Genomic DNA, 10,796 nt, shown 5'->3' with positions numbered 1-10,796 from the left:
GAAGGGTCGGCGAGCGGGGTTAGGGTCGAAGGGTGACCCCGGAACTCGCTGCACGCATCGTCGCGGACTCTCGCGATCGCGTGGCATGGATGCGGGCTCGCTCGCGCGGGATCACGGCCACCGACGTGGCCGGACTCACCTCCGAGAGGTCGATCGCCCGGGCTGCGGACTCGAAGCTCGGCGGCGGCCCGCGCTTCGGCGGCAACGCCTACACCGACCACGGTCGCCGGCGCGAACCCGAGATCGCCGCCTGGGTCGCCGCGACCCACGGCATCCTCCCCTCCTCCGCCCTCTTCCGCGCCGAGGTCGAGCACCGCCACCTCGCCACGCCCGACGGCATCGCGGTCGACGCCGAGGGCCGCGTGAAGCTCGCCGAGATCAAGACGACGAACAAGGCGTTCCGCGGGATCCCGCGCACCTACCTGCGCCAGGTGTGGTGGCAGCAGCACGTGCTCGGCGCCGAGCGGACGCTGTTCGTGTGGGAGGAGCACGTCGACTTCGCCCCGATCCACGACGAGCCCCGGTGCGTGTGGATCGACCGGGACGACCGTGAGATCGCCAAGCTCGTCGGCCTCGCGACCGATCTCATCGACGAGCTCTATCGGCGCACGACCGGCCAACAGGTCCCGAGTCGGACCGCGGACCCTGCGATGAGCCGCCGCGAGCAGCTGCGCGAACGAGACGCCTTCCGCGCGCTGGCCCTCGCCGACTGACGCTCGCCGACGGCCCCTCGCGCACCCCTGCGCGGGAGAGCAGGGTCCGGCTCACGTGCAGGTGTTGTTGCCGCCGAGCCCGAACAGTCCGCCGACGGACAGGGAGCGCGTCGCCGCCGGCGAGACCCACGATGTTCCGGGGTAGATGGTCTCGACCTTCACCGTGTTGGTCGAGCCCAGGAGGCTTCCCAGGAGCGTGTTCAGCAGTCCGGAACTGATCGTCGACGAGTACGTGTACGGCCCGGTCCCGGTCTGCGTGACGTTCGTGTTGTCCACGATGACGCCGTTGATGGAGAAGCGCTGTCGGAGCTTCACGGCGGGCGATGTCCACGTGATCGTGAACCCGGTGAAGGTCCCGAGGAAACTCGTCACCGTGCAGGATGCGACCACCGGGGTCGGGAGGGTCGCCGCGGTGAAGGCTCCCGCGCCGTACTCGCTGTCGGTGAACCTCGCCTCGGTCGACTCCACCGGCGGGAACGACGCGATTCCGACCAGGATCGCGACGCCGACCGTGCCCGCGAGGATCCGCCGGCGCCCGCCTCTCATGGCCGCTCTCCCAGTTCTGCCTCCGCCCGACGCCGGCGCAGGACGGCGAGCGCACCGCCCCCACCGCGAGGAGCACTCCGCCGACGACCGCCCAGCGAGCCCCGGGCGCGGGGCCGGTGCTCGCGAGGCCTCCTCCGGGCCCGACGTCCGCGGTCTCCCCCGCCCCCGTCGCGATCACACGCAGGTCGGTGCTGCCCGCGCCATCGGCCGGGTCGAGGGCGACGGAGAGGCGCAGATGGGCGGTGTCGGCGTCGCTGATCTCGGCGAGCGGGACCACGGCACCGTCCCGCGGAATCCGCCACTCCGTGCGCAGCACCGTCTCCGACCCGGGGCACCCGGCATCGCGCCAGGCCCGCGAGCACGTCGAGATGTCGACGAGCAGTCGGGCCGTGCCGGTCGCACTCACGCCGATCCGCACCACACCGGGATCGGGAGCATCCGCGCTCATAGCGACGTCCCATCGCACCGGCGCCCCGGGAAGCAGGCCGGCCGCGGCATCCCAGTCCGCCTCCGAGACGAGGCGGAGCACCTCTCCCTGGATGACCTGCGTGGTCGGCGCCGCCCAGGCAGCGCTCGGCGTCATGACCGCGGCGGCCGCGATCGTGAGGATCCCGAAGACACGCAGGGCCCGGATGCGACGGGAGCGCAGTCGCCGCTTCTCCCGCATCTCTCTGCGGGTGACCATCAGAGGACTCAGTTCGTCGACGTCGCCGTGAACTTCCACGTGGCGGCGGTCACCAGTGAGGGTTCGAGGTCGGCGTCCGCGGTCACCTTGATGCACAGCTGCACGTCGACGCCGGGATCGATCGCGGTCGCCCCGGGAGCGAGCGCCACCGCGGTCACCCCGGTCTGCGCGTCGAGGGTGGCGCCCGTCGCGATCGGCGTGCCGACGGCGGTCGTGGCGTCGCAGGTGTCCCCGGGTGCGAGCTGATAGATCTGATACGACAGGTGGTCCGAGTTGGAGGTGCCTGCGGCGTCTGCCGTGGTGCCGTCGGCCTCGAGATCGGCCGCACTCGTCGTCCCCGCCGCCAACCGCACCCAGAAGCCGGCGTAGACCGAGTCGGTGGGCGACATGTTGTCGACGACCCCCGCCGGCAGGCTGAAGGCCAGCGTCGCCGCCGCGTCTCCGTCGTCGGTGTTGTGATCGCTGAACGTCGTGCCGTCCGTCGATCCCTCCAGGTTGAAAGCGCCGGCGGTGAAGGTGCCGTTGGCGAACTCGGAGTCGTTCCACGCGGCGAGCGTGACGGCGACGCCCACTCCGAGGACGAGTCCGCCTGCCAGGACCGCGAGAACCTTGCGCTGTGTCTCTTTGCTAGCCATCGGTGTCCCCCTCAGGAATCAGGCGATCGCGTGGATGTCCGAGAGCGGCTGCCCCTCAGAAGCCCCGCGTCCCCGCTGTGCCCTCATCCTCATCCACGCCTCCGAACAGGACAAGGCGATTTCGCGCATGCTCCGCGCTCATCGCGCGCAGTCCCTCCGCGGTCGAAGATGGTTGACGTAAATCAACGATCGACGTATAGTTGACCCAGTTCAACCATCTCGTGCGCGCCAGAGCCGTCGCCGCGTCCCCGTTCACGACAGCGAAAGGTCCCGCATGACCACGGACTCCCCCGTCAAGATGACGCACCGGCAGGTGCTCGAAGCCCTCACCGGGCTCCTTCTGGGCATGTTCGTCTCGATGATCGCGACGACGGTGGTGTCCACCTCGATGCCGGTCATCGTCCACGACCTCGGCGGAGACCAGGCCGCCTACACCTGGGTCATCACCGCAACGCTCCTCACCACGGCGATCTCCACACCGATCTGGGGCAAGCTCGCCGACCTGTTCAACCGCAAGCTGCTGATCCAGCTCGCCCTCGTCATCTTCGTGGCCGCGACGGCCGCCGCCGGCTTCGCGCAGGATACGAACACGCTCATCGCGTTCCGCGCCATCCAGGGCATCGGCGGTGGCGGACTGGCCGCCCTCAGCCAGGTCATCATGGCCGACATCATCAGTCCGCGTGAGCGCGGCCGCTACATGGGCCTGTTCGGCGCCGTGATGGCCGTCGCGACCGTGGGCGGCCCCCTGCTCGGCGGGTGGATCACCGACGTCGCGAACTGGCGCTGGAACTTCTTCGTCGCGCTCCCCTTCGCCGTCGCCGCCCTGATCATCCTGCAGAAGACGCTGCGCATCAGCACCGAGCGCACACGCAAGGTCTCGATCGACTACGTCGGCATCGTGCTGCTCTCGGCCGCCGTCTCGCTCATCCTCATCTGGATCACCAACGCAGGCTCGACCTTCGACTGGTGGGGCACCGAGACCGTGCTGATGGTGGGCGCGGCGATCATCGCGACCATCGCGTTCATCATCGTCGAGCTCAAGGTGCGCGAGCCGCTCATCCCGCTCACGCTGTTCCGCGGCCGCACGTTCACCCTGTCGGTGCTGGCATCGATCTCCATCGGCGTCGCGATGTTCGGAACCTCGGTCTACCTCGCGCAGTACATGCAGCTGTCGCGCGGCGCCACCCCCACCGAGGCCGGACTGATGACGCTGCCGATGATGGCGGGCCTGCTGATCTCCTCGATGGTCGTCGGTCAGCTGGTGACCCGCTTCGGCAAGTGGAAGGGGTACCTGATCCTCGGCTCGGTGCTGCTGATCGCGGGCTCCGTGATGCTGTCGACGCTGCACTACGACACGAACTTCATCCTCGTCTCGATCTACATGTTCGTGATGGGCGCGGGCGTCGGCATGACGATGCAGAACCTCGTCCTCATCGTCCAGAACGTCGCGAAGCCGAGCGAGATGGGCGTCTCCAGCTCCGGAGTGACGTTCTTCCGCAGCCTCGGGGGCACGATCGGCGTTTCGGTCATGGGCGCCGTGCTCGCGAACAGCCTCACCGGACTGTTCTCCGACGGCAAGGAGCGCATCGGCGCGGCGATCGCGAAGCTCGGGGACAACGGCGCCGAGGTCGCCGCACAGCTCTCGTCCGGCACTCTTCCCCAGGTCCGGCTCCTCCCCGAGCCCGTGCGCTCGATCATCGAGGACTTCTACGCGCAGGCCATCTCGCACGCGTTCCTGATCGGCATCCCGCTCGCGGTGATCAGCCTGATCGCGATCCTGTTCCTTCCGAACCGTCCGCTCACCACGATGACGACCTCCGAGCGCGCTCGGGCGGATGCCTCCGGGAAGCAGGCGGCCGACGGTTCCGTGGAGGATGCCGCAGACGTCGCGATCGCCGACGCGGAGGCGCTCTCCGGAGCATCCACCGGTTCCGTGACCGTGGTCAGCCGATCCGGCGACGACCGCGACGATACGACATCCGATGCCGGCCGCTGACGACGTGCTCGACACTCCGGAGGCGCGGGCCGAGGCGGTCCGCGCCCTCGAAGCGGAGTTCGGCGAACTGATCACGCATTTCCGTCGTGTGATCACCGAGAACGCCAACCGGGTGAGCCCCGGGATGCTACCCGGGGCCTACAAGATCTTCACCACGATCGCGCGCTGCGAGATGGTGACGGTGTCGACCCTGTCCGAGCGGATGCTGATCGACAAGGGGCAGGTCAGCCGGACGGTGCGGGAGCTGGAGGAGCTCGGCCTGATCGAGCGCTCGGCGGATCCCACCGACGGCCGTTCGTTCCTGCTGCAGCTGACGGCGACGGGTGCACAGCGCCTCGCTGCCGCCCGGCTTCCGCAGGAGGGCCGGTTGCTCGAGACACTCGCGGAGTGGAGCCTCGCCGACATCGGGAGCCTCACCCGGCTGCTGCACGCCCTGGCCTCCGGGGCGGCTCCGGACGAGAAGCTGTCTGCGTGACCCCGGTGCCGCCGAGCACACGGCGGGCCTCGGCGGCGACTTCCCCGGCGATGGTGTCCAGCAGTTCCGAGCGCAGGTTCCACTGCTGCCAGTAGAGCTCCACTCGCAGAGTCGGCCCGCCCAGCGGAACCAGGCCCGGTCGCTCTTGGAGCAGCGGGACCATTCCCCAGCCGAGGCCCAGACCGACCGCGAGCGCGTAGTCGTTCGAGGCGGGGACGTAGTGCCGTGGCACGCCTTCCTGCCCGACCGACATCGCACGCAGCCACTCGTGCTGCAACGTGTCTCGACGGTCGAAGTCCACGAAGGGGGCCGACCCCAACGCCTCCGTCGTGACCCCCTCGGGGAACCAACGCGCCGCGAACCCCGGCTCCGCCATCGCCCGGTATTCGAGCACGCCGAGCGGCGACACCGAGCACCCGGCGACGGGAGCCGCCTCGCTGGTGACCGCAGCCATCACGGTGCCCGACTCCAGCAATCTGGCGGTGAAGTTCTGATCATCACGATGCAGATCGAAGTCGATGTCGTGCCCGGCGGACAGACGCGCGAGCGGAGCGAGGAACCACGTCGCCATCGAGTCGGCGTTCACGGCCAGCGGGATGCTGATGCGACGCGTCCCGCCGGCCTCGTCGATGCCCACGCCGAGCAGAGCATCGTGTTCGAGCAGGGCGACCTGTCGCGCCAGCCGCACGACCGCTTCTCCCGCCTCCGTCACCCGCGCGGGCTTGGCGCGCACGAGCAGGATCCGGCCGAGCTGCTGCTCGAGCATCTTCAGCCGCTGACTCACCGCGGACGGCGTGATCCGCAGACGCCTCGATGCAGCGTCCAACGTCCCCTCATCGACGATCGCGGCGAGGGTGGCGGCCAATTCCGGGTCGATCCTCACATTAGTGATACTAATGGTTCTGAAGAAACCATCGCTTCCTCTCATGTCCAACGGTTCCTAGGCTGAACCCGTGCTCACCGTCCTCGCCGGGCTCGGACTCGGACTCTCCCTCATCGTCGCCATCGGCGCGCAGAACGTCTTCGTGCTGCGCCAAGGGATCCGCCGCGAGCACGTGCTCGCCGTCGTGATCATCTGCGCCGCCTCCGACGCCGCCCTGATCGCCGCCGGGGTGGCGGGGCTGGGCTTCGTCCTCTCGGCCGCCCCGTGGCTCGTGGTCGTGGCCCGGTGGGCGGGCGCACTGTTCCTGCTGACCTACGGCGTCCTCGCCGCACGCCGTGCGTGGCGCGGCGGAGAAGAGCTCCGGGTCGACGGGACGGAAGCCGTGGATCCGAGCGCGCCGCTCCCCCACAGCGCGACGTCGACACTCGTCCGCCCCCGACTGGCACCGGTCATCCTGACGACCCTCGCGCTCACGTGGCTCAATCCGCACGTGTACCTCGATACGGTTCTGATGCTGGGATCGATCGCGGCCACGCACGGCGACGACCGCTGGCTGTTCGCCGGCGGAGCGATCGCCGCGAGCATCCTGTGGTTCACCGCGCTCGGCTTCGGCGCGCGCTATCTGGGGCGCTGGCTGCGCACCCCGCTCTCCTGGCGCATCCTCGATGCCGTGATCGCCGTGGTGATGATCACGATCGCGGTCAGCCTCGTGCTTCCGGTGCTTCGAGGCTGACGGCGTTCACGCTCCGTCGATCTGTGCGAGCCGCGCCCGCACGAGGCTCTCGAGCACCGCGGTCGGGATCGGATGCTCGGGCTGGAATCGGATGGTGCCCTTGTCGACGCTGATCCCGGGACTGCCCTCGAGCAGGCCCGCGACCGCCGAGACCGCGTCCGGGCTGAACGGGTAGATGCCGATGTGCTTCTTGGCGCGCATCACCGAGAGGAGTGCCTTGCCGCGGTGCACGAGTGCCGGCATGCCGTATCCCTTGCCCTGTTCCGCATCCGGAACCTCCCGGCGGGCGACCGCGTAGACCCGGTCGATCGCCTCACGATCCGCGGGGTCGAGTTCAGCGAGGTAGTCGTCGATGGTGCCCATCACGTCATCCTTCCAGCCGTCGCCCGCGACCGCGAGTGGTCAGGCGCCGTCGAGCGGGCGGAGGATGCGCGTGAGGAAACGCTGCGTGCGCTCGTGCTTCGGCGCGCGGAAGAGCTCGGCAGGAGGCCCCTGTTCGACGACCACCCCGCCGTCCATGAACAGCACATGATCCGCGGCCTCGCGGGCGAAGCTCAGCTCGTGGGTCACGACCGCCATCGTCCAGTTCTCGTCCGCGAGCTCCTTGATGACCAGGAGCACCTCGCCCACCAGTTCCGGGTCGAGCGCGCTGGTCGGCTCGTCGAACAGCAGCAGGTCGGGCTTGAGGGCGAGTGCACGCACGATGCCCACCCGTTGCTGCTGCCCACCCGAGAGCTGATGCGGACGCGCATCGGCCTTGTCGCTCAGCCCCACCCTGTCGAGCAGCACGAGCGCCTCGGCGACGGCCTCGGCCTTGGGGCGCCCCTGCACCCGCCACGGCCCCTCGATGACGTTCTCGAGCACGGTGAGATGCGGGAAGAGGTTGTGATGCTGGAACACCATCGCGGAGCGGTCCCGGAGCGCGAGCCGCTTGCGTTTCTGCTCCCGCGTCGACGGCTTCGCCGACGGGGCGAAGTCGAGGTCGGGGCCGCCCGCGACCACGATCGTGCCGGCATCCGGGGTCTCGAGTCCGTTGAGCGCTCGCAGGACGGTGGTCTTGCCGGAACCGCTGGGGCCGATGAGCACGACGACCTCGCCGCGGTGCAGCGTCAGATCGATGCCCCGCAGCACCTCATTGTCACCGAAGCTCTTGCGGAGGCCGCGGGCGGTGAGAAGGGCGTCGGTGGTGTTCTCAGTGGGCGACACGGCTGTCGAGCCTCCTCTCGAGGGCGCTCTGTCCGAAGGAGAGCACCAGGCAGAACACCCAGTAGACCAGCGCGGCCGCGAGGTACACCACCATGAACTCGAGGGTCGTCGCGGCGATCTGCTGCGCCACCTTGAACAGTTCCGTGACCAGGATCAGCGAGGTGAGAGAGGTGTCCTTGACGAGGGAGATGAAGGTGTTCGACAGCGGCGGCACCGACACCCGCGCCGCCTGGGGCAGGATGATGCGCGTGAGCGTCCGCGTGCGATTCATGCCGACCGTGTACGCGGCCTCCCACTGCCCCTTCGGGACGGAGAGGATCGCCGCACGCACGACCTCGGCACCGTAGCCGCCGACGTTGAGCGACAGTGCGATGATCGCGCTCGGCCATGGGTCCAGCGTGATCCCTACCGACGGCATGCCGTAGAAGATCACGAACAGCTGCACGAGCATGGGCGTGCCCCGGATCACGGAGATGTAGAAGCGCGCGACCCCCGCGACCACCGGATTCACCGAGATCCGCATCAGCGCGACACCGACCGCGATCGCGAGTCCCAGCGCGAACGACAGCAACGCGAGCGGCACCGTCGCCGTCAGACCCGCCCAGGCGATCGGCCCGAGCGCATCGAGGAACAGCTGCCAGGGACTCTCCATCGGCTACTTCGTGACGTCTTCGCCGAAGTACTTGTCGCTGATCTCGGCCAGGGTGCCGTCGGCGCGGAGCTCATCGAGCGCGCCGTCGACGGCCTCGACCAGCGCTTCCTTGTCTTTGGTGAAGACGAAGGCCTGGGTGCCGGCCTCGTCCGTCTCGGCCGCGATCTTCAGGCCGGTGGGGCTGTTGGTGGTCTCGTAGTCGAGGAAGGTCAGCTTGTCGTTGACCGTTGCATCCACACGCCCTTGGCGCAGCAGCTCGACGGCTTGAGCCCAGCCCTCGACCGCTTCGACCTTGGCCCCCGAATCCGTGGCCAGCTCATACCAGTTGCTCGTGAGCGACTGCGCGGTGGACTTGCCGTCGAGATCAGCGAAGGACGAGATCGAGTCGTCGTCGTCCGCCACCACGATGACGCCGGGCGAGACCGTGTACGGCGTGCTGAAGAGGTACTTCGCCTCGCGCTCGTCGTTGACCGACACCTGGTTCGCGATGACGTCGAACCGTCCCGCATCCAGCCCGGCGAAGATCGCATCCCACTGCGTCTCCTGGAACTTCACCTCGAGGCCCAGCTTGTCGGCGACGGCCTGGATGATCTCCACGTCGAAGCCCGTGAGGTCGCCCGCGCCGCCGTCGTCGTGGAAGCTGAAGGGCCGATAGGTGCCTTCGGTCGCGACTGTGAGGGTGCCCTCCTGCACCAGCCCGAAGTCGGCGTTCGCGGATCCCTCTCCGCCGCCCGGAGTACTCGCGGGGGTGCTCGACCCGCTGCAGGCGGTGAGCACCGCGGCAGCGGCGACGAGTGCGGTGACGGCGATGAGACAACGGGACATGGACCCTCCTGGGGTGTGAAGCGCGGTGCGAGTTTACGTGACCGGCGCGGGAACTTCCTCACAGTACGCGGGGGCCGCCGGTTTCCCTCATCCGATGACGTTTCGTTTCACCGCACACGCGGAGCCGGGTGCAGGGACGCGAGAACGCCCCCGGGCGAACCCGGGGGCGTTCTCTGCGAGTCAGACTCAGATGGCGTTGACGTCCAGCGGGATGCCGGGGCCGAACGTGGTCGACACGGCGCCCTTCTGGATGTAACGGCCCTTCGAGCTCGACGGCTTGAGGCGGACGATCTCCTCGAGCGCTGCGCCGATGTTCTCGCCCAGCTGCTCTGCGGTGAAGGAGGCCTTGCCGACGACGAAGTGCACGTTGGCGTGCTTGTCGACGCGGAACTCGATCTTTCCGCCCTTGATCTCCTCGACGGCCTTGGCCGGGTTCGGGGTCACGGTGCCGGTCTTCGGGTTCGGCATCAGACCGCGCGGTCCGAGCACCTTTCCGAGACGACCGACCTGGCCCATGAGCTCCGGGGTGGAGACCGCGGCGTCGAAGTTGGTCCAGCCGTCGGCGACCTTCTGGATGAGCTCGGCGCCGCCGACCTCATCTGCACCTGCGGCGATCGCTGCCTCGGCCGCGGGGCCGGTGGCGAAAACGATGACGCGGGCGGTCTTACCGGTGCCGTGGGGCAGGATGACGGTGCCGCGCACCATCTGGTCCGCCTTGCGGGGGTCGACAGCGAGCTTCAGCGCGACCTCGACGGTCGAGTCGAACTTCGACGAGCCGGTCTCCTTCGCGAGGGCGACGGCCTCGGCCGGGGTGTAGAAACGGTCTGCCTCGATCTTCTCGGCGGCAGCCTTGTAAGCCTTGGACTTGGTAGCCATGATTATTCTCCTCAGCCCTCGACCGTGATGCCCATGGAACGGGCGGTGCCGGCGATGATCGAGATAGCGGCCTCGACGTCGTTCGCGTTCAGGTCGGCCTGCTTGGTCTCTGCGATCTGACGGACCTGGTCCTTGGTGATCTTCGCGACCTTGACGGTGTGCGGGGTCGAAGAACCCTTCGCGACGCCTGCGGCCTTCTTGATGAGCTCCGCGGCGGGCGGGGTCTTCAGGATGAACGTGAAGCTGCGGTCCTCGTAGACGGTGATCTCGACGGGGATGACGTTGCCGCGCTGCGACTCGGTCGCGGCGTTGTACGCCTTGCAGAACTCCATGATGTTGACGCCATGCTGACCGAGCGCGGGGCCGATCGGCGGCGCCGGGTTGGCTGCACCGGCGTTGATCTGAAGCTTGATCAGGCCGGTCACCTTCTTCTTCGGTGCCATTCTCTTTCCTTTCATCGAATCGGATGCCGGAGCATCCGCTTCTCCCACAGATCCGGCGTTTCCGAACCGTGGTCGTCTCTGCGCACGCCGAAGCGGCACACAAACCACACAATCTTACCTCATCCCCC

14 protein-coding genes are annotated in these 10,796 nt (G+C 68.5%); 5 read left to right on the top strand and 9 right to left on the bottom strand.

Annotated features, from left to right (window positions below):
* Window positions 1–32 precede the first annotated feature (32 nt).
* Entirely contained in the window at window positions 33–713 is a 681-nt protein-coding gene (locus E0W80_RS18770; RefSeq protein ID WP_047522864.1) for a YqaJ viral recombinase family protein, read from the top strand.
* Between the two features lie 51 nt (window positions 714–764).
* Here E0W80_RS18770 and E0W80_RS18765 read toward each other — a convergent pair whose 3' ends face one another.
* Entirely contained in the window at window positions 765–1,259 is a 495-nt protein-coding gene (locus tag E0W80_RS18765) for a hypothetical protein (RefSeq protein WP_131494518.1), read from the bottom strand.
* A gap of 242 nt (window positions 1,260–1,501) precedes the next feature.
* On the opposite strand from E0W80_RS18765, the gene E0W80_RS18760 reads away from it, so the two are divergent.
* Window positions 1,502–1,975, top strand: coding sequence for a hypothetical protein (locus tag E0W80_RS18760; protein WP_131494517.1), 474 nt, complete (start codon window positions 1,502–1,504; stop codon window positions 1,973–1,975).
* Here E0W80_RS18760 and E0W80_RS18755 read toward each other — a convergent pair.
* Window positions 1,953–2,579, bottom strand: a complete 627-nt coding sequence (locus E0W80_RS18755; RefSeq protein WP_131494516.1) for a SipW-dependent-type signal peptide-containing protein — start codon at window positions 2,577–2,579, stop codon at window positions 1,953–1,955. The genes E0W80_RS18760 and E0W80_RS18755 overlap by 23 nt on opposite strands.
* 274 nt (window positions 2,580–2,853) lie before the next feature.
* Here E0W80_RS18755 and E0W80_RS18750 point away from each other — a divergent pair, with 274 nt between their 5' ends.
* Window positions 2,854–4,575 carry a DHA2 family efflux MFS transporter permease subunit gene (locus E0W80_RS18750; RefSeq protein WP_131494515.1) on the top strand — a complete coding sequence of 574 codons (1,722 nt, stop codon included), beginning with the start codon at window positions 2,854–2,856 and terminating at the stop codon, window positions 4,573–4,575.
* Window positions 4,562–5,050, top strand: coding sequence for a MarR family transcriptional regulator (locus tag E0W80_RS18745; RefSeq protein ID WP_131494514.1), 489 nt, complete (start codon window positions 4,562–4,564; stop codon window positions 5,048–5,050). Before E0W80_RS18750 ends, E0W80_RS18745 begins: the two co-directional genes overlap by 14 nt.
* Here the strand turns inward: E0W80_RS18745 and E0W80_RS18740 are convergent.
* Entirely contained in the window at window positions 4,989–5,933 is a 945-nt protein-coding gene (locus E0W80_RS18740) for a LysR family transcriptional regulator ArgP (RefSeq protein ID WP_205802390.1), read from the bottom strand. The two genes, E0W80_RS18745 and E0W80_RS18740, sit on opposite strands and share 62 nt — an antisense overlap.
* 70 nt (window positions 5,934–6,003) lie before the next feature.
* On the opposite strand from E0W80_RS18740, the gene E0W80_RS18735 reads away from it, so the two are divergent.
* Window positions 6,004–6,666: a LysE/ArgO family amino acid transporter gene (locus E0W80_RS18735; protein ID WP_131494512.1), complete on the top strand. Its 663-nt coding sequence runs from the start codon at window positions 6,004–6,006 to the stop codon at window positions 6,664–6,666.
* 6 nt (window positions 6,667–6,672) lie between these two features.
* Here E0W80_RS18735 and E0W80_RS18730 read toward each other — a convergent pair whose 3' ends face one another.
* The 6 genes from E0W80_RS18730 to rplK all read right to left on the bottom strand — a co-directional run bounded on the left by E0W80_RS18730 (window position 6,673) and on the right by rplK (window position 10,668).
* Window positions 6,673–7,029, bottom strand: a complete 357-nt coding sequence (locus E0W80_RS18730; protein ID WP_131494511.1) for a DUF1801 domain-containing protein — start codon at window positions 7,027–7,029, stop codon at window positions 6,673–6,675.
* Between the two features lie 39 nt (window positions 7,030–7,068).
* Window positions 7,069–7,872 carry an amino acid ABC transporter ATP-binding protein gene (locus tag E0W80_RS18725; RefSeq protein WP_131494510.1) on the bottom strand — a complete coding sequence of 268 codons (804 nt, stop codon included), beginning with the start codon at window positions 7,870–7,872 and terminating at the stop codon, window positions 7,069–7,071.
* Window positions 7,859–8,524 (bottom strand): amino acid ABC transporter permease, encoded by a 666-nt coding sequence (locus E0W80_RS18720; RefSeq protein ID WP_047522873.1) that lies wholly within the window; start codon window positions 8,522–8,524, stop codon window positions 7,859–7,861. The genes E0W80_RS18725 and E0W80_RS18720 overlap by 14 nt, the downstream gene beginning before the upstream one ends.
* Before the next feature lie 3 nt (window positions 8,525–8,527).
* Window positions 8,528–9,349 (bottom strand): amino acid ABC transporter substrate-binding protein, encoded by an 822-nt coding sequence (locus E0W80_RS18715; RefSeq protein ID WP_131494509.1) that lies wholly within the window; start codon window positions 9,347–9,349, stop codon window positions 8,528–8,530.
* A gap of 186 nt (window positions 9,350–9,535) precedes the next feature.
* The gene (gene rplA / locus E0W80_RS18710) at window positions 9,536–10,225 is read right to left on the bottom strand and encodes a 50S ribosomal protein L1 (protein WP_047522875.1); all 690 of its coding nucleotides are present in this window, start codon (window positions 10,223–10,225) and stop codon (window positions 9,536–9,538) included.
* An 11-nt stretch (window positions 10,226–10,236) separates the two neighbouring features.
* Window positions 10,237–10,668, bottom strand: a complete 432-nt coding sequence (rplK, locus tag E0W80_RS18705; RefSeq protein WP_033106100.1) for a 50S ribosomal protein L11 — start codon at window positions 10,666–10,668, stop codon at window positions 10,237–10,239.
* Window positions 10,669–10,796 lie beyond the last annotated feature (128 nt).

Source organism: Microbacterium sp. PI-1, assembly GCF_004337555.1.
Taxonomy (GTDB): Bacteria; Actinomycetota; Actinomycetes; order Actinomycetales; family Microbacteriaceae; genus Microbacterium; species Microbacterium aurugineum.
The sequence above is the reverse complement of the archived record's forward strand: the minus strand, read 5'-3'. Positions and strand labels throughout refer to the sequence as shown.

Coding starts and splice junctions, on each gene's coding strand:
- E0W80_RS18765 (WP_131494518.1), bottom strand. CDS start 1,259: ATGAGAGGCGGGCGCCGGCGGATCCTCGCGGGCACGGTCGGCGTCGCG.
- E0W80_RS18755 (WP_131494516.1), bottom strand. CDS start 2,579: ATGGCTAGCAAAGAGACACAGCGCAAGGTTCTCGCGGTCCTGGCAGGC.
- E0W80_RS18750 (WP_131494515.1), top strand. CDS start 2,854: ATGACCACGGACTCCCCCGTCAAGATGACGCACCGGCAGGTGCTCGAA.
- E0W80_RS18745 (WP_131494514.1), top strand. CDS start 4,562: ATGCCGGCCGCTGACGACGTGCTCGACACTCCGGAGGCGCGGGCCGAG.
- E0W80_RS18730 (WP_131494511.1), bottom strand. CDS start 7,029: ATGGGCACCATCGACGACTACCTCGCTGAACTCGACCCCGCGGATCGT.
- E0W80_RS18720 (WP_047522873.1), bottom strand. CDS start 8,524: ATGGAGAGTCCCTGGCAGCTGTTCCTCGATGCGCTCGGGCCGATCGCC.
- E0W80_RS18715 (WP_131494509.1), bottom strand. CDS start 9,349: ATGTCCCGTTGTCTCATCGCCGTCACCGCACTCGTCGCCGCTGCCGCG.
- rplA (WP_047522875.1), bottom strand. CDS start 10,225: ATGGCTACCAAGTCCAAGGCTTACAAGGCTGCCGCCGAGAAGATCGAG.
- rplK (WP_033106100.1), bottom strand. CDS start 10,668: ATGGCACCGAAGAAGAAGGTGACCGGCCTGATCAAGCTTCAGATCAAC.